Annotated in this window: 14 protein-coding genes and 1 pseudogene; 7 read left to right on the top strand and 8 right to left on the bottom strand. The window is 49.4% G+C overall.

Going from position 1 to position 17,297, the window contains the following annotated elements:
• Positions 1-35: 35 nt before the first annotated feature.
• From gap to recG, 6 genes are all read right to left on the bottom strand, one after another.
• On the bottom strand, positions 36-1,046 hold the full coding sequence (gap, locus tag MCB1EB_RS10285) for a type I glyceraldehyde-3-phosphate dehydrogenase (protein WP_045364564.1): 1,011 nt from the start codon (positions 1,044-1,046) through the stop codon (positions 36-38).
• Positions 1,047-1,178: 132 nt separating this feature from the next.
• Positions 1,179-3,170, bottom strand: a complete 1,992-nt coding sequence (gene tkt / locus MCB1EB_RS10290) for a transketolase (RefSeq protein ID WP_081953551.1) — start codon at positions 3,168-3,170, stop codon at positions 1,179-1,181.
• A gap of 69 nt (positions 3,171-3,239) precedes the next feature.
• Entirely contained in the window at positions 3,240-3,608 is a 369-nt protein-coding gene (erpA, locus tag MCB1EB_RS10295) for an iron-sulfur cluster insertion protein ErpA (RefSeq protein WP_045364558.1), read from the bottom strand.
• A gap of 211 nt (positions 3,609-3,819) precedes the next feature.
• Entirely contained in the window at positions 3,820-4,212 is a 393-nt protein-coding gene (gene rpsI / locus MCB1EB_RS10300) for a 30S ribosomal protein S9 (protein WP_026921463.1), read from the bottom strand.
• An 11-nt stretch (positions 4,213-4,223) separates the two neighbouring features.
• Positions 4,224-4,652, bottom strand: coding sequence for a 50S ribosomal protein L13 (rplM, locus tag MCB1EB_RS10305; protein ID WP_026921464.1), 429 nt, complete (start codon positions 4,650-4,652; stop codon positions 4,224-4,226).
• 189 nt (positions 4,653-4,841) lie between these two features.
• Positions 4,842-6,986, bottom strand: coding sequence for an ATP-dependent DNA helicase RecG (gene recG, locus MCB1EB_RS10310; RefSeq protein WP_045364555.1), 2,145 nt, complete (start codon positions 6,984-6,986; stop codon positions 4,842-4,844).
• 91 nt (positions 6,987-7,077) lie between these two features.
• Between recG and queA the strand changes: the two genes are divergently transcribed.
• The 7 genes and pseudogenes from queA to MCB1EB_RS10340 all read left to right on the top strand — a co-directional run bounded on the left by queA (position 7,078) and on the right by MCB1EB_RS10340 (position 13,797).
• Positions 7,078-8,151: a tRNA preQ1(34) S-adenosylmethionine ribosyltransferase-isomerase QueA gene (gene queA / locus MCB1EB_RS10315; protein ID WP_045364552.1), complete on the top strand. Its 1,074-nt coding sequence runs from the start codon at positions 7,078-7,080 to the stop codon at positions 8,149-8,151.
• On the top strand, positions 8,145-9,275 hold the full coding sequence (tgt, locus tag MCB1EB_RS10320; RefSeq protein WP_045364550.1) for a tRNA guanosine(34) transglycosylase Tgt: 1,131 nt from the start codon (positions 8,145-8,147) through the stop codon (positions 9,273-9,275). The genes queA and tgt overlap by 7 nt, the downstream gene beginning before the upstream one ends.
• 110 nt (positions 9,276-9,385) lie before the next feature.
• Complete coding sequence (gene yajC / locus MCB1EB_RS10325; RefSeq protein WP_026921467.1) at positions 9,386-9,715, top strand: preprotein translocase subunit YajC; 330 nt, start codon at positions 9,386-9,388, stop codon at positions 9,713-9,715.
• A 133-nt stretch (positions 9,716-9,848) separates the two neighbouring features.
• On the top strand, positions 9,849-11,732 hold the full coding sequence (secD, locus tag MCB1EB_RS10330) for a protein translocase subunit SecD (RefSeq protein WP_081953550.1): 1,884 nt from the start codon (positions 9,849-9,851) through the stop codon (positions 11,730-11,732).
• Between the two features lie 13 nt (positions 11,733-11,745).
• Positions 11,746-12,696 (top strand): protein translocase subunit SecF, encoded by a 951-nt coding sequence (gene secF / locus MCB1EB_RS10335; RefSeq protein ID WP_045364546.1) that lies wholly within the window; start codon positions 11,746-11,748, stop codon positions 12,694-12,696.
• A gap of 201 nt (positions 12,697-12,897) precedes the next feature.
• Positions 12,898-13,071 (top strand): annotated as a pseudogene (locus tag MCB1EB_RS12665) (helix-turn-helix domain-containing protein); the annotation flags it as partial.
• A gap of 57 nt (positions 13,072-13,128) precedes the next feature.
• The gene (locus MCB1EB_RS10340; RefSeq protein WP_232034109.1) at positions 13,129-13,797 is read left to right on the top strand and encodes a LysR substrate-binding domain-containing protein; all 669 of its coding nucleotides are present in this window, start codon (positions 13,129-13,131) and stop codon (positions 13,795-13,797) included.
• Between the two features lie 12 nt (positions 13,798-13,809).
• On the opposite strand, the gene MCB1EB_RS10345 is transcribed toward MCB1EB_RS10340, so the two are convergent.
• Together MCB1EB_RS10345 and MCB1EB_RS10350 are read right to left on the bottom strand one after the other, a co-directional pair.
• Entirely contained in the window at positions 13,810-15,132 is a 1,323-nt protein-coding gene (locus tag MCB1EB_RS10345) for a 2-hydroxycarboxylate transporter family protein (protein ID WP_045364540.1), read from the bottom strand.
• A 283-nt stretch (positions 15,133-15,415) separates the two neighbouring features.
• Complete coding sequence (locus MCB1EB_RS10350) at positions 15,416-16,759, bottom strand: 2-hydroxycarboxylate transporter family protein (RefSeq protein ID WP_045364537.1); 1,344 nt, start codon at positions 16,757-16,759, stop codon at positions 15,416-15,418.
• Between the last annotated feature and the right edge of the window lie 538 nt (positions 16,760-17,297).

Raw genomic sequence — 17,297 nt, forward strand, 5'->3', positions numbered from 1 at the left:
CCAACTTATTGAGGATATTTGAGATTTAAACGGGTTTACTTCGCTTTTGCAAACGCCACTGCTGTATCTAGCATTCGATTTGAGAAGCCCCATTCATTATCGTACCAGCTTGAGACCTTAACCAACCGGCCCGATACTTTAGTTAGGGTCGCATCAAAAATTGATGAAGCTGAATGGTGATTAAAATCAGTCGAAACCAGCGGTAGGGTGTTATAGGCGAGGATACCTTTTAACGGACCGTCAGCCGCTTCTTTTAGGATTGCGTTAACTTCATCCACAGTCGTATCACGCGCCGCCACAAAGGATAAATCAACCAGCGAGACATTGATGGTTGGCACGCGGATGGCAAAGCCATCTAGCTTGCCATTGAGCTCGGGCAATACCAAGCCAACTGCTGAAGCAGCGCCCGTTTTAGCTGGGATCATGTTTTGCGTTGCCGAGCGAGCACGACGTAGATCTTCATGATAAACGTCCGTCAGCACCTGGTCATTGGTATAGGCGTGGACGGTCGTCATCAAACCATTGACGACGCCGAGTTTGTCATGCAAAGGTTTAACCAGAGGAACCAGGCAGTTAGTCGTGCATGAGGCATTTGAAATGACGGTGTGCTCTTTTTTTAACGTTTGATGGTTCACGCCATAAACAATCGTGGCGTCGACATCTTTACCGCCTGGCGCTGAAATAATGACTTTCTTCGCGCCGCCTTGCAAATGAGCGCTGGCCTTTGCTTTGCTGGTAAAAAAACCGGTGCATTCCAACACCACATCCACCCCGAGTTCGCCCCATGGCAAAGCCGCCGGATCACGCTGCGCCAGCACTCGAATCCGGTCACCATTCACCACCAGCTCTTCGCCCTGCACTTCTACCGTACCGGGGAATTGACGGTGGGTCGTATCGTATTGTGTCAAATGCGCATTGGTTTTGGCATCACCCAAATCATTGATCGCTACAATTTCCAGATCATGTGTTTTGCCTGCTTCATAAAATGCTCGCAGCGTATTGCGGCCAATCCGACCGTAGCCATTAATTGCGACGCGAACCGTCATTTTTTCTCTCCTGATTACCTAACTGAGTCATGAACGCGCACGCCATCGCCTACTAGATAAATTGCCGCGCCTTGCAGCGAGCGGTTGCATCAAGTAGAGCTACGACGCGCACAAACCTTGCATCAATCGATGCTATATAAAAAGGGCGCGCGCCTGCTCGACAATATTTTCCACGGTAAAGCCGAAATGCTCGAACAAGGTGGCCGCCGGAGCCGACTCGCCAAATGTATCAATGCCAATTACGCCGCCTTCGAGCCCAACATATTTGCGCCAGTAATCGCTCACGCCTGCCTCAAGCGCAAGCCGCATGACCCCTTTGGGCAATACATATTCGCGCCAGTCCGCCTCCTGCCGGTCAAATACCGTAGTTGAGGGCATGGATACAACCCGCGCTGCGATACCTACGCGTGCTAGCGGCTCAATCGCCGCCAATGCCAACTCGACTTCGGAGCCGGTAGCCAGCACAATCAATTTGTGCGCCACAACCTCTTCATTCCAGTCACGCAGCACATAGCCACCCTTAGCGATATGCTCGATCTGTGTCTCGCTACGCTGGATAAACAGCAGATTCTGGCGGCTAAATACTAGGCAACTAGGCCCTTGCCGTGCAACTGCTTGCACCCACGCCACCGCAGTTTCAACCGTATCCGCCGCGCGCCATACATCGAGCTGCGGAATCAAGCGTAAACTCGCGAGATGTTCTACTGGCTGATGCGTCGGGCCGTCCTCGCCTAAACCGATTGAGTCATGCGTAAACACGAAGATCGAGCGCGCTTTCATTAAAGCCGCGACTCTTAGCGCATTGCGACTATAGTCAGAAAACGTTAAAAAAGTCCCGCCAAAAGGTCGATAACCTCCATGCAAGGCAATCCCATTAAGCACCGCGCTCATGCCAAACTCACGCACTCCGTAATTGATATAATTACCGAATTGCAAGCCAGCTTCCGTAGCGCGCACGGGTTTTGCGGTTTTCCAGTTGGTCAGGTTTGACCCCGTCAGATCTGCTGAACCACCGAGTAATTCAGGCAGGATCGCAGCCAAACCGTCAATCGTCTGTTGCGAAGCCTTACGGGTAGCGATCGTTTCAGCTTTTGCATGCGCGCCAGCGATAAAGGCACGCGTGGTCTCAGACCAATGCGCAGGCAGCTCGCCCTTCATGCGACGCATAAACTCAGCAGCTTGCTGCGGGTACTTAGCGCGATAGGCGTCAAAGCGTGCGCGCCAGTCAGCCTCAGCGCGCGCGCCGGTTTCACGCATGCTCCAAGCCGCATAGACTTCATCAGGTATGACAAAAGGCGCAAAAGGCCAATCGAGCGCAATGCGGGTGGCAGCGACCTCGGCAGCACCCAACGGAGAGCCATGCACATCATGCCCCCCCGCTTTAGTTGGAGCGCCTTTGCCAATCACGGTTCGGCAGCAAATCAAGGTTGGCTTATCGGCTTTTTTCGCGGCAACAATCGCCGCATCGACTGCTTCGACATCATGTCCATCCACTTGGCGAATCACATGCCAGCCATAAGCTTCAAAACGCTGCGCAGTATTGTCAGCAAACCAATGTTTGACGTCACCGTCAATTGAAATTCCATTGTCGTCATACAATACGATCAATTTGGCTAGCTTTAGCGTGCCCGCCAATGAACATGCTTCATGCGAAATGCCCTCCATCAGGCAGCCATCACCCACAAAAGCATACGTATAGTGGTCGACGATTTTGAGTTCGTCTCGATTAAATTCTTGCGCCAGCAACGCCTCAGCTAGCGCCATCCCAACGGCGTTCGCCAGACCTTGTCCGAGTGGACCGGTGGTGGTTTCCACCCCTGGCGTTATACCGACTTCAGGGTGCCCCGGAGTTTTGCTATGCAATTGCCTAAAACGCTTAAGTTCTTCAATTGGCAAACCCTCATAGCCGGTCAAATGTAGCAGTGCATACAATAACATTGAACCATGCCCATTTGACAATACAAAGCGGTCACGGTCAGGCCAATTCGGGTTATTGGGGTTATGTTTCAAATGACGCTGCCAAAGAGCTAGGGCAATTTCAGCCATGCCCATTGGCATGCCAGGATGTCCAGAATTCGCTTGCTGCACAGCATCTATAGCTAACGCACGGATGGCATTCGCCATCCGTGCGGTTGGAGAGATTGACGACATTATTTTTTTAAATTGAGAACAACACTGAACACTGAATAAGCATCAAACAGAAAATGACGAGCCACAGCCGCAAGAGGTGCTTGCATTTGGATTTTTGATAACAAATTGCGCGCCACTTAGGTCATCTTTATAATCAATTTCAGCGCCTACCAGATATTGATAGCTCATCGCATCAACGAGTAGCTGAACGCCATTTTTATCCATCACCGTATCATCTTCACCAATTTCTTCATCAAAAGTAAAGCCGTACTGAAAGCCCGAGCAACCGCCGCCTTGCACAAAGACGCGCAATTTTAACGCTGGGTTGCCTTCTTCATCGATTAATTGCTTCACCTTACTCGCTGCGCTATCAGTAAAAATCAATGGCGTTGAGGGGGCGTTCGCTGCAGAAACTTCAATTGCCGCGCTCATTATTTTCTCCAAAAAACAGGGTTTCGATATTATAGAGCCGATCGATGGCTTAAGTCGAATCCCAACGCTAATGACATTAGAAAGCGCTTTAAGGTTGCTAACTTCCGTTCAAATAGGTAAAAAACTCTACTATTTTATGATTTGAAAAAAGCCGCATAAGCGGCTTTTTTCAAGCAAAAATCTACTTGCCATTGCGCAGCAGCGCAATCGATTAACGCTTCGAGAATTGCTTCCTGCGGCGAGCTTTATGAAAGCCAACCTTCTTACGTTCAACTTCTCGGGCGTCACGAGTCACAAAGCCAGCTTTCGACAAAGCAGGCTTCAGTGTCAAATCATAATCGATTAAGGCGCGCGTCACGCCATGACGCACCGCTCCCGCTTGTCCAGTCTCGCCACCACCAGTTACGTTGACTTTAATATCAAACGTTTGGCCATGTTGCGTTAGCTCAAGCGGCTGACGCACAATCATCAGCGATGTTTCACGCGAGAAGTAGTCAGCAATTGGTTTGTCATTAACAATGATATTGCCGCTACCCTGCTTGATAAAAACGCGCGCAACCGCACTTTTGCGGCGGCCTGTGCCATAGTTCCAGTTTCCAATCATAACGGGTCTCTTTAGATTTCTAGGGCTTGCGGCTGCTGTGCCGTATGCGGGTGGGAATCGTTTGCATAGATCTTAAGCTTCTTGATCATTGCATACCCTAGCGGGCCTTTAGGCAGCATGCCTTTAACGGCCTTTTCTAGCGCGCGCCCTGGGAAACGCTCTTGCATTTTACTGAAAGTCGTTTCATAAATACCACCCGGATAACCCGAGTGACGGAAATACTTTCTGTCAGTGGCTTTATTGCCAGTAACTCTCAACTGAGCAGCGTTGACGACAACGATAAAATCGCCGGTATCGACGTGGGGGGTGAACTCGGGTTTGTGCTTACCGCGCAAACGGCGCGCCACTTCACTGGCGACACGTCCGAGAACCTTATCCTTCACGTCAACCACATACCATTTGTGCGTAACCTCAGCAGGTTTAGCAGAAAATGTTTTCATGATTGATCCAAAATAAACCACCCCTTATTTTTCCTGCTTGTGTTTTATTCGCAGGCTCTCCCTATTGTTTTCCGCGGAGGCGTAAACGGAAAACCCAAGATTATAAAGGATTTTTGCATTTAAAAAAATCTCCCGAAAAAGAGAGTAGGCGCCGCGCTGTTCTTAGGTTACTTTTTTCAAGCGCATCTATCATACTTCTAAATAATTTTCTCGGCCTGCTAGCCAACGCGTCAAGTGTTGCGCCACAATCTCTGGATGCTTGCTCAGTAAATAATCAGCCGCGCGTTGGGCGGGCTCAATCAGCCAAGCATCTTGTTGCAAATCGGCAAAACGTAGCATTGCAGCGCCAGACTGGCGCGCTCCAAGAAACTCACCAGGACCACGAATTTCAAGGTCGCTCCGCGCAATTTCAAAACCGTCATTGGTAGCGCGCAATGTATTTAAGCGCGCCCGCGCCGCGTATGACAAGGGCCCAGCATATAACAAGACACAGGCGGAAGCCGCGCTGCCCCGTCCAATACGGCCGCGCAATTGATGTAATTGCGACAAACCAAAACGTTCCGCATGTTCAATCACCATCAGCGACGCATTGGGTATATCAACTCCTACTTCGATCACCGTAGTGGCCACTAATAATTGAATCTCATGGCGCGTGAACGCAGCCATAACCTCAGCTTTATCTGCTGATTTAAGCCGGCCATGAACTAGACCGATCTGTAATTCAGGCAACACCGCAGATAACTTAGCGAAGGTATCCTCCGCCGTTTGCAATTGCAACGTCTCGCTTTCTTCTATTAATGGGCACACCCAATATATTTGCCGGCCAGCTAGCGCAACTTGCCGCACCCGTTCAATCACTTCATCACGACGCGCCTGTGACACCAACTTCGTCAACACTGGCGTACGGCCGGGCGGTAGCTCATCCAGCGTGGAAACATCGAGATCCGCATAATAGCTCATCGCCAGCGTACGCGGGATAGGGGTCGCGCTCATCATTAACTGATGCGGCTGCCAGTTTGCCTGATCGGTCGCGCCCTGGGCCTTGGCCCGCAACGCCAGGCGCTGCGCCACGCCAAAACGATGCTGCTCATCAATAATGACAAGTCCAAGGCGAGCAAATTCGACTTTATCTTGAATAATAGCGTGCGTACCAACGATCAACTGCGCCTGCCCAGTCACCGTTGCCGCCAAGGCGGCGCGCTTTACTTTGGCCTTGAGGCTTGCGGTAAGCCAGACGACATTTATGCCAAGCGGCGCAAACCAACCTTGCAACTTACGCACATGCTGCTCGGCAAGCAGCTCGGTAGGCACCATCAGCGCAACTTGGTAACCCGCATCGATAGCCTGCGCCGCAGCAAGCGCAGCCAGGACCGTTTTACCGCTTCCCACATCGCCTTGCAAAAGCCGCTGCATTGGGTGAGGCAGCGCTAAGTCCGCGCTAATTTCTTTTTGTACCCGCTGTTGCGCTGCCGTTAACGCGAACGGCAGCGCAGATAATAAACCCTCAAGCAACGTGTGCGCCGCGCTCTGCGCACAACCTATAAGCGCTGGTGCTAAACGAGTACGCCGTTGTAGATGCGACTGCTTTAATGACAACTGCTGCGCCAGGAGCTCTTCAAATTTGATGCGAAGCCATGCAGGATGCGTGCGCTCAAGCAGTGCATCGGCCTCCACCCCAAGCGGTGGATGATGCAGCGTGCGCACCGCAGCCGCAAGCGGCGGCAATTGCAGTGGCGCAATGATCTCGGCATTCAGGGCATCCGGCAACAATTCCGGCAGCGGAGTCGAAGTCAGTGCATTGTCGATCGCACGACGCAAGTACGCTTGACTCAAGCCTGCGCAAGTTGAATAGATAGGCGTCAGCGCCTGGGGCAAGGGCTCACCTTGGGCGACCAGCCGATACGCCGGATGCACTATTTCCATGCCAAAAAATCCATCCCGTACTTCGCCACGCGCGCGGAGACGCACACCCACTGCAAGTTGCTTGACTTGCGAACCGTAAAAATTCAAAAAGCGCAGCACCAGCGTATCGCCTTTTTCATCGGTGAGCGTAATGCATAATTGGCGTCGCCCCCGATAGGTGACTTCATGATGTGTAATCACGCCCTCAACCTGAGACGTTACGCCAGCCAGCAGATCGCAAATTGCCGTGACGGTGGTTTCGTCTTCATAGCGTAGCGGCAAATGCAAGACCAGATCCAGCTTGCGCGTCAATCCGAGCTTAGCCAGCTTATCTGCTTGCCGCCCAGAATTTGGCTTAGGCTGATCAGCCGGCGTTACCGCGGGCGGAATTTCAGTCAGGGGTTCAGATAATAAAATTTTAGATGCCGGCATCGCAGCCTTTCTATAGAGCTTTAACCAGATACAAGTACAATATTGGGTTTTACGCGTTATTTACGCTGGCCTTTAGCTATAGGCCCCTTGCATGTATACACTTTCTGACTTTGATTTTAAACTGCCGGCCGAATTAATTGCGCAAACGGCCCTCGCTAACCGCAGCGCAAGCCGCTTACTTGAAGTCGACAACGCGCGCGCGCCAGCACACCTGATTGATCGGCGCTTTGCAGAATTGCCGGCATGCATCGCGGCAGGCGATCTCCTGGTGTTTAATGATACACAGGTGCTGAAGGCACGCTTTTTTGGCAACAAAGCCAGCGGCGGCAAGATCGAGGTGCTGATCGAGCGGATTATCGGCACGCGCACGGCGCTCGCGCAAATACGCGCCAGTAAGCGCCCTGCCGTCGGCAGCACGCTACGCTTGGCGGATGCCTTTGAGGTCACCATCGGCGAGCCGCAGCAAGCTGATGCTCCTGCATCTTTTTACACGCTGCACTTTCCAGAAGATTGTCTAAGCCTAATCGAACGTTACGGGCGTTTGCCGCTGCCACCTTATATCACGCACGCGCCCGATGCAACCGATGAAGCCCGTTACCAGACAGTCTATGCCGCCAACCCCGGGGCGGTCGCCGCACCGACTGCCGGACTGCATTTTGATCAAGCGTTACTGGCGCAGCTTGACGCGCGCGGCGTGCAGCGCGCAACCCTCACCTTACATGTTGGCGCCGGCACTTTTCAGCCGGTGCGCACAGAGAATCTTGCGCAACACCGCATGCATAGTGAATGGTATCAAATATCGCCCTCACTGGTTGCGGCAATTGCGCGCACGCGCGCCGCTGGACGGCGCGTCATCGCCGTAGGCACAACCTCGTTGCGCGCTCTGGAGGCCGCAGCACAGTCCAGCGCAGCCCAAGGAACCGACACCGACCTGCTGTGCGCAGGCAGTGGCGAAACCGATATATTTATCACTCCAGGCTATCGTTTTCGCGTAGTCGATCAATTAATCACAAATTTTCATTTGCCAAAATCGACTTTGTTAATGCTGGTTTGCGCCTTTGCTGGTTTTGACGTCATCCACACTGCCTATCAATATGCGATCTCACAGAAATATCGCTTTTTCAGCTATGGCGATGCTATGTTTTTAACTCACCGACCATGTTAACTTTTGACTTACTCAATGTCGACGGCCAGGCGCGCCGCGGCCGTCTCAAATTAAATCACGGCGTAATTGAAACGCCCGTTTTTATGCCTGTGGGCACCTATGGCGCTGTCAAGGCCATGGCGCCCGTTGAACTGGCGCAGATTGAAGCGCAGATTATTCTTGGCAACACTTTTCATTTATGGCTGCGCCCAGGACTGGACGCAATTGCCGCCCATGGCGGCTTACATCGCTTTATCGGCTGGCAAAAGCCGATTCTGACCGACTCGGGTGGCTTCCAGGTATTTAGTCTCGGTGCGCTGCGCAAAATTACCGAAGAAGGCGTCGCCTTTGCCTCGCCGCTTAATGGCGATCGCCTTTTTTTATCCCCTGAAGTATCGATGCAGATACAACACCAATTGAATTCAGATATTGTGATGCAATTCGATGAGTGCACCCCCTACACCACCGCTGGCATCCCTACCACGCTCTCGCAAGCGGCTGACTCGATGCATTTGTCTTTACGTTGGGCGCGTCGTTCAATCAATGAATTTAATCAACTCAGCAACCCTAATGCGTTATTTGGCATTGTGCAGGGCGGAATGCACGAAAGCTTGCGCGACGAATCGCTAGCAGGATTAATGGAACTTGATTTTGCTGGCTATGCGATTGGTGGCCTTTCGGTAGGCGAACCTAAAGAAGACATGATGCGCATCTTGAATCATGTCGCCCCCCGCTTACCCGCTGATAAACCCCATTACCTAATGGGCGTAGGCACGCCAGAAGATTTAGTCGCTGGCGTGGCGGCAGGGATTGATATGTTCGATTGTGTGATGCCAACCCGCAATGCTCGTAATGGCTGGCTCTTCACGCGCTTTGGCGATTTAAAAATCAAGAATGCGGTGCACCGTAAAGATCCCCGCCCGCTCGACGAAACGTGTCCTTGTTATACCTGTAGTCATTTTTCGCGCGCCTATTTGCATCATTTACATCGCATTGGCGAAATCCTTGGCGCGCGCCTCAACACACTCCATAATCTGTATTATTATCTTGAATTAATGCGCGAAATGCGCAGCGCGATCAGCGCACGCAGATTTGGTACGTTTGTGCAAAAATTTAAGGCTGAGCGCGCCCGCGGTGTAGGATAAGCCATGCCGTTATACGCGGATACGCAACTTCATATTGCAAATATATATAAAATACCTACTCGGTGGTAGAATGCCCAACCGTTTTGACTACCCACTAATGGAGATTTAGCATGTTTATTACCCATGCTCTTGCGCAAGGCGCTGGTGCTGCTGCTAGTGCTCAACCTAACTGGATGAGCTTTTTACCCCTACTCGGGATGTTCGCGGTCCTGTATTTCATTATGATCCGCCCACAAATGAAGCGGCAAAAAGAACACCGCAGCTTACTCGCCGCTATGGCAAAAGGTGATGAAGTCGTCACCAATGGCGGGATTGTCGGTAAAGTGACTAAAGTCAACGAGGCTTATATCAGCGTTGAAATTGCTGATGGCGTTGAAATGACCGTGCAAAAAAATGCTGTAACTGCGACCTTGCCTAAAGGCACCATCAAGGCGCTATAAAAACCCTCTCTGCGAAAGGCTGTCACAAACCGCGCGCGAATATGCGGTCGTTTTGTGACAACCCTGCAAGTAAAAGCAGCGCTAGGCATATGGCTGCGTATTTTGTTTTTCTCTGTTTTCACTACGCCCGCCAATGAACCGCTATCCTCTGTGGAAATATATCGTGATGTTGATGGCGCTCGCCATCGGCCTGTTATATACATTGCCTAACTTTTTTGGCGAAACGCCCGCAGTGCAGATTTCGAGCGGCCGGGCCACCGTGAAAATCGATCAAGCTATATTAAAAAAAGTAGAAGACACGCTAGCCTTAAACCAAATTACAGCGCTTAGCGCTATTTTTGATAACAACGTAAATAACGCTAGCATACGCGTACGGTTTGCCGATACAGATACTCAGTTGCGGGCCAAGGATTTACTTGCCAAAGCACTCAATCAGACCCCCGCCAATCCTGCTTATATCGTTGCTTTAAACCTGCAAAGCGCCTCGCCTAAATGGCTGACTGCGCTGCATGCGCTACCCATGTACCTTGGTTTAGATTTGCGTGGCGGCGTGCATTTCCTATTACAGGTCGATATGGCCGGCGCGCTGGCTAAAAAACTTGATACCAGCGCAACCGATATTCGCACACTGCTCCGTGAGCGCGCGATTCGTAGCGGCGGAGTCAGTCGCGTTGCCCACACGATACGCATCAATTTTATCGCTGAGGAGCCAGCCAAAGCTACACGCGCCTTACTCCTAGACAAATTCAATGAATTGCAGTGGAGCGTGCAAACCACCGCCGACGGCTATCAAGTGATTGGCGCGTTTACTCCAGACGCACTGCGCATCACGCAAGAAAATGCGCTCAAGCAAAATATCGCAACGCTACATAATCGCGTCAATGAACTCGGAGTGGCTGAACCCGTGATTCAACAACAAGGCGTAGATCGCATCATTGTAGAGTTGCCTGGCGTACAAGACACCGCTAAAGCTAAAGATATTATTGGCCGCACAGCAACCCTTGAGGCGCGCCTAGTCGATGCAAATGCACCGCGCTATCCTAATGCAAACGACCCCGTCCCGGCTGGCGATGAACTTTTCACTGAGGGCAATAGCGCCCCTGTACTCCTCAAAAAACAGATTATCTTTACCGGTGACCGTATCGCCGATGCCGCAGCAGGCTTTGATGAACACCAGCAAGCAGTTGTCAAAATCCGCTTAGATGCCGCGGGTGGCCGTGTGCTGCGCAGCGTTTCGCGCGACAATATCGGCAAGCCCATGGCGATTGTGCTGTTTGAAAAAGGCAAAGGCGAAGTCCTGACCGTCGCCACGATCCAATCCGAACTGGGCGAGAGTTTTCAAATCACGGGCTCCGCCTCTACTGCCGCCGCCAATGATCTTGCCTTGCTCTTACGCGCAGGCTCACTGGCCGCGCCCATGGAAATCATTGAAGAACGCACGATTGGACCCAGCTTAGGCGCCGACAACATTAAAAAAGGCTTTGACTCAGTGTTATACGGCTTTGCCGCAATCGCTCTTTTTATGTTGGCGTACTACATGCTATTTGGCCTGATTTCAGTCTTGGCCCTATCGCTTAATTTGCTGCTATTGATTGCTGTTCTTTCAATGTTGCAAGCCACGCTGACTTTGCCCGGCATCGCTGCGATTGCACTCACTCTTGGCATGGCCATCGACGCTAACGTATTAATCAACGAGCGCATCCGTGAAGAGCTGCGCCATGGTGCGCCGCCGCAAACCGCAATTTCATCCGGCTTCCAACATGCGTGGGCCACCATTTTAGATTCAAACGTAACCACCTTAATTGCGGGCCTTGCCTTGCTTGCATTTGGTTCAGGGCCAATCCGCGGCTTTGCGGTTGTGCATTGCATTGGCATTTTGACTTCAATGTTCTCGGCGGTCTTCTTTGCCCGTGGTGTAGTCAACCTATGGTACGGCGGACGGCGCAAGCTGAAGTCTTTGTCAATTGGCCAAATATGGCGTCCGGCAACGCCGGACAGTCAAAATATGTCACGCTGATCTGGAGCACAGAATGGAGTTTTTCCGTATTCACAAAGACATCCCATTTATGCAGCGAGCGTTGATTTTCAATGCAATTTCATTGTTGACCTTCGTTGCTGCGGTATTCTTTTTGCTCACTCGCGGACTGCATTTATCCGTTGAGTTTACGGGGGGAACGGTGCTTGAAGTCAATTACCCCCAGCAAGCTCAGCTTGAGCCGCTGCGCGCCACACTGGGCAAGCTCGGCTATAGCGATGCGCAAGTGCAAACTTTTGGCACCTCACGCGACGTATTGATCCGGCTGCCATTAAAAGCCGGAATGTCATCTGCGCAGCAAAGCGAGTACGTAATAAACGCGGTCAACGCGGATACCCCGCAAGCCCGCCTGCAACGAGTTGAATTTGTCGGCCCGCAAATCGGTAAAGAACTAGCTGTGCATGGACTGCTTGCCTTACTCTGTGTTGTACTCGGAATTAGTATTTACCTATCATTTCGCTTTGAGTGGAAATATGCCATCGCCGGCATCGTCGCGAATTTACATGATGTAATCATTATTCTCGGCTTCTTTGCATTTTTTCAGTGGGAATTTTCACTCTCAGTCCTGGCGGCAGTGCTCGCGGTGCTGGGCTATTCAGTGAATGAATCGGTGGTGATTTTCGACCGAATCCGGGAAACTTTTCGTAAAGCCCGCAAGTTGACGGTCATCGAGGTGATTAACCACGCGATTACTAGCACTATCTCGCGCACGATTATTACGCATGGCAGCACCCAGATGATGGTGTTAGCGATGTTATTATTTGGCGGACCGACGCTACATTTTTTCTCGTTAGCGCTCACCATCGGAATTCTGTTCGGCATTTATTCATCCGTTTTTGTTGCAGCAGCGATTGCCATGTGGCTTGGAGTCAAGCGCGAGGATTTGATTAAACCGCTTAAGCCGAAATATGATCGTAATGATCCGAATGCTGGGGCGCAGGTTTAGGGTTTGTCTGGATTAAAGTAGCTTTGCCTATGCACAGAGAAAAATCTAAGCTCGCGCAACTTAGATAACTCTCTGCTCTGATAGAGTTACGATTTTGCATTTTGGCGTTGCTCAAAAGAGCTCTTAAGAATTGAAGTTGGCAAACCAAAAATATTCTAGGGATGTTAAAACCTTAAATTTTTCTAACTTGACGCCATTCAAATGCAAAGCCGCTTTCTACACTATTTTGTGACAGTAGTTGATTGTGGAAGCCTGTCATTAGCTGCCCGTCGGCTTGGAGTGGCTCAGCCAGCCTTGAGTCAGCGCATGCATGCTATCGAAAGCGAGCTTGGAGTTCCCTTATTATTGCGTAGCCCTCAAGGCGTGGAAATGACTGGCGCTGGCAGAGTGCTATATCGACACGCACGTTCGATACTGCTGCAATTAGAGGAAATGCGCTCAGAAATTCATCGAACCTCTGAAGGTATCACCGGTACAGTAGCGATTGGTTTTACCCCCCCGCTAGCGGCAGTTTTTGAGTTACCGTTTTTTCTGGAAATGCGAAAACGTTATCCCGAAGTCAAACTGCGCATTTTTCCAAGCGTCAGTGGCTATCTTGATGAACTTTTAATCAACGGGCGACTGGATCTAGCAATGTTGCCGCGCAATGAAGCGGACTCTAACGCCCTATCAATACCACTTGCTAAAGAACGTTTATGCTTAGTGCGTGGAAAACAAGCCTCACAGCAAACAGCTTTAACCACTGAATTCAAATCGTTAGAGAATCTGCCTCTAGTACTGCCAAGCGCAGATCAAGCCTTACGGCGCTTGATAGAAAAAGCTGCAGAACGCGAAAATATTAAGTTAAATATACTTGCAGACATTGATTCATTATCTGGATTACTCAGTATTGTGAATACAGGCATAGCTAACACTATTTTGTCTTCAACAGCATTAGTATTACGGCCTGATCTTCCCCTCCACTCATCTACTATTACACCCTATATTGAACGGACAGTGGCAATTTGCCCATCCCGTGCATCGCCCGTTACGCCGGCGGCTCACGCAGCAATTGAAGTTCTCACAGAACTTGCCTCTAATTTGTTACCAACATTTTCTTAAAAACCCAATCACCTATATAGACCCGAGTAAAATAATCGCTACAGTAATGGTGAGCGCACCTCCTAGGCGAGTCGCTATTTGGGCAAATGGCATAAGTTGTAGGCGATTAGAAGAAGTGAGGATCGCCAAGTCGCCAATCCCTCCCATACCACTATGGCAAGCATTAATAATCGCGCCTTCAATCGGATACAAGCCGACCCAACGCCCGACAAAAAAGCCGACTGTTGTCAACGTCAGCACGGTTGCAACAATGGTGACAATATTGGCTAAATGGAAAGCAGCTAACAGATCGTTCCAAGGGGTGATAGTGATGCCAATTGCGAAGAGCAAGGGATAGGTCACCGCGGTTGAGAAGAAGCGATAAACGGTGCGCGCGCCATCTTCTAATTTAGGTGAAACCGCGTAAGTGAGCTTGGCGAGCACAGCAAGAAAAAGCATGCTAACAGGCGCTGGCAAGCCAATCAATTTATGTGCCAGAATCCCCAAAATATAGAGCGTAATCGAGATCAACCCAGCAGCGGCAATACTTTCAACCGGAGCCGCGGCGGCGTTGTCGGTTTTTAATAATAAGCCATCATCGTCAGTATGTAAGCGCCCATTGCCCGTTAAATGAGTGTAGTGTTTACCGAGTTGGTTCAATAAACCTGCGCAGATAATCGCGGTTAAATTGCCGAGCATAACGGCCGGTAAAATTTGGGCGAATAGCTGCTTTTGTGGCAGGTTCATAATATCGGCATAACCGAGCGAGAGAGGAACTGCGCCTTCACCGATACCGCCAGCCATGATAGGAATCACGATATAAAAGAACGTATGATGTGCGCCCAAGCCCAAGGCCATGCCCGTGAGGGTACCCACAATAGCCGCGGCGACGGAGCCAACCGCGAGAGGAATAAAGATTTTAGCGAAGCCTCTTAAAATCGTCAGGCGGTGCATGCCGAGGATGCTGCCCACCACCACGGAGGCGATGAATAGGTAAAGTATATTAGTCGTTTGCCAGAAATCATTAATTGAGCTGACTAATTGGTTGGGCAGAAGTTGGTAATAGACCAGGCAGGAGGGCAGAAAGGTGGTGACAATCACGGGGCCGCCGATTTGGCGCAGTACCGGAATGCGAGCGCCTAGTTCGGCACACGTAAAGCCGAACGCGGTGAGTATCGCAATCATGACCGAAATATCGTTGGGAATTTTGTGCCAAGCAAGCAAAGCACCCAAGCAAGCAACGATAATGCAATATATCGGCAAGGGAACAATACCAATACTTTTATCCATGAGTTGCCACCAAATAGCTTGCCAACGCAAACAGAATGATTTGTCTCGTATTGATGAAGCATCCATTTAAAAGCCCTCTTTTTTATAGGTATAGATTATTTTTTATGGTTATGCAATTTATTTATATCAAGCACAAATATCCTGTGTATTTGCTTAAAGAGAGGAACCTTTAACCAGCAAATCCTGAATAGATAAAAATAAATTATTCGCAAAAAAGATATAGTATTTTTCTATTAATTAAATAATTTTCGACAGAAAAATTTATAGGCACCGAGATTGTTATGTCTCAATTACTGAGAATATTTAGAAACGTGCCTTAATCGTAAAACACAAAAATGCCGCAGGTACTTTAGCGAAAAAGATAAATAACTGATAAAGCAATAATAACAGTCGCCGCACCGCCAATACGAGTAGAAATTTGGGCAAACGGCATTAGCATCATACGATTCGACGCCGTTAAAATAGCCACATCGCCACCGCCCCCCATACCGCTATGACAGCCCGTTACAATTGCTGCCTCTATCGGAAATAGTCCAATTCTTCGACCCACCATAAAACCTGTCGCCATGAGCGATGTTACCGTTGCAAACACCGTAGCCATAAGCGGCACAGTAAACACAGCAACCAGCTTATCCCATGGCGTAACCGCCACCCCAATTGCAAAAAGAAGAGGATAAGTCGCTGTAGTTGTAAAGAAATAATGCAACCCTGCCGCCCCCTGATGCATTGAAGGAGTGACAAAATTAAAAAGCTTCATGAGTATCGCAATCACCAACATAACAATGGGCGCCGGCCATGCAAATAATTGGTGCGCTAATACTCCGATCAAATAAAAAGTAATAGCAGTAACGCCAGCAACTGCGATATTTATTAAAAATTGTCTGCTATCCAAGTGCGAGGTCTCGTTTTTCTCTATATGTTCGCCAACATTTTGATTTTTTTGCAGACGCCCATCGCCCGAATAATGGTTGAAGCGCCGCCCTAGCAAATGCAATACGGCCGATAAGGTGATAGCGCAAAGATTAGCAAACATGATGACCGGTAAAATTTGAGCCAGTACATCCCCTTGGGGCTGCTCAAGAATTTTCGCATAGCCAATTGATAACGGAATCGCGCCTTCGCCAAAGCCACCCGCCATAATTGGCACGATAATAAAGAAAAATGTATGAAAAACATCCAAGCCAAACATCCAACCGACCAACATACCTGTGAATGCAGCAACGATCGAGCCACAAACTAACGGCACAAAAATTTTTGCGAAGCCTTGGATAAGCGTAAGGCGATCCATACTTAGAACGCTACCTACTAAGACTGTTGCAATAAATAGGTAAAGCGGATGGTCATTCTTCCAAAAGGCTTGGATTGGAGCGACTAATTCATATGGAAGATAATGGTGTGCAACTAGATAAGAAGGAACAAACGTTGCCAGTATCACTGAGCCACCAATATGCTTGAGAAGTGGGACCGATCTACCTATTTCAGAACACGTAAAACCACCTATTACTAGCACAGCAATCATCGAACATATGTCATGGGGCAACTGATGTGTCCGCAGCAGAATGAACAAACATGCCGTCAGAAGCAGATAAAGTGGAAGCGGGATAATCCCGATAGACTTGCATGATACTGCCTTGCTCTGAATCCATTGCGCGAAATTTTTCATTGGCTCATCAATCGAGTAAATTGCTGTCATCCAATTTTATTTTTATTCTTTGCGCAGCACAATCTCTTTATCCACACAGGGCCTGGCCAAAACTTTATTTCCATCTTTATGCTTACTCCTCTCCGATATTTAATCGGGTGAGGGTATGAGTGTTACTCATTCATCCTACCAGGTGGGACTTCATAAACAGCCAGCCCGCTGGATTCTGGAAACAGCAGATGACTATCAACTATGCGTCTTAACTCATAAAAATCAGATACATTGCGAACTACGGAGGGCCCATTAATAGGAAGCTATGCTTGCCATGTGGAGTTACCACTTATAGAAAAATCTTTCCCAATTTATGCAGATAATCCGATCAATGCGATTTGCAATGCCTCTCAATTTTATTCTAAAAATTTAATTTATTGGGGCTATACGATCAATTGGGATAAAAAATGAAATTTAACGAAATGAAAATAAGGGAGTTTATTTTTTTAATGAGGTTATTGGCGAATTTCTATGATCTAAACAGCGTGCAGTTAACTTCCTTTCACGGACAGCAAATGTTTTCGATTAATTAATTGGA

It is taken from the genome of Mycoavidus cysteinexigens, assembly GCF_003966915.1.
Classification (GTDB): domain Bacteria; phylum Pseudomonadota; class Gammaproteobacteria; order Burkholderiales; family Burkholderiaceae; genus Mycoavidus; species Mycoavidus cysteinexigens.

Bases quoted from the DNA above. Each gene is read 5' to 3' on its own strand.
- recG (WP_045364555.1), bottom strand. From the start codon at position 6,986: ATGCCGGCATCTAAAATTTTATTATCTGAACCCCTGACTGAAATTCCG.
- queA (WP_045364552.1), top strand. From the start codon at position 7,078: ATGTATACACTTTCTGACTTTGATTTTAAACTGCCGGCCGAATTAATT.
- MCB1EB_RS10345 (WP_045364540.1), bottom strand. From the start codon at position 15,132: ATGGATGCTTCATCAATACGAGACAAATCATTCTGTTTGCGTTGGCAA.
- secF (WP_045364546.1), top strand. From the start codon at position 11,746: ATGGAGTTTTTCCGTATTCACAAAGACATCCCATTTATGCAGCGAGCG.
- rplM (WP_026921464.1), bottom strand. From the start codon at position 4,652: ATGAAAACATTTTCTGCTAAACCTGCTGAGGTTACGCACAAATGGTAT.
- tgt (WP_045364550.1), top strand. From the start codon at position 8,145: ATGTTAACTTTTGACTTACTCAATGTCGACGGCCAGGCGCGCCGCGGC.
- rpsI (WP_026921463.1), bottom strand. From the start codon at position 4,212: ATGATTGGAAACTGGAACTATGGCACAGGCCGCCGCAAAAGTGCGGTT.
- tkt (WP_081953551.1), bottom strand. From the start codon at position 3,170: ATGGCGAATGCCATCCGTGCGTTAGCTATAGATGCTGTGCAGCAAGCG.
- erpA (WP_045364558.1), bottom strand. From the start codon at position 3,608: ATGAGCGCGGCAATTGAAGTTTCTGCAGCGAACGCCCCCTCAACGCCA.
- yajC (WP_026921467.1), top strand. From the start codon at position 9,386: ATGTTTATTACCCATGCTCTTGCGCAAGGCGCTGGTGCTGCTGCTAGT.
- MCB1EB_RS10340 (WP_232034109.1), top strand. From the start codon at position 13,129: ATGCGCTCAGAAATTCATCGAACCTCTGAAGGTATCACCGGTACAGTA.
- secD (WP_081953550.1), top strand. From the start codon at position 9,849: ATGAACCGCTATCCTCTGTGGAAATATATCGTGATGTTGATGGCGCTC.
- MCB1EB_RS10350 (WP_045364537.1), bottom strand. From the start codon at position 16,759: ATGACAGCAATTTACTCGATTGATGAGCCAATGAAAAATTTCGCGCAA.
- gap (WP_045364564.1), bottom strand. From the start codon at position 1,046: ATGACGGTTCGCGTCGCAATTAATGGCTACGGTCGGATTGGCCGCAAT.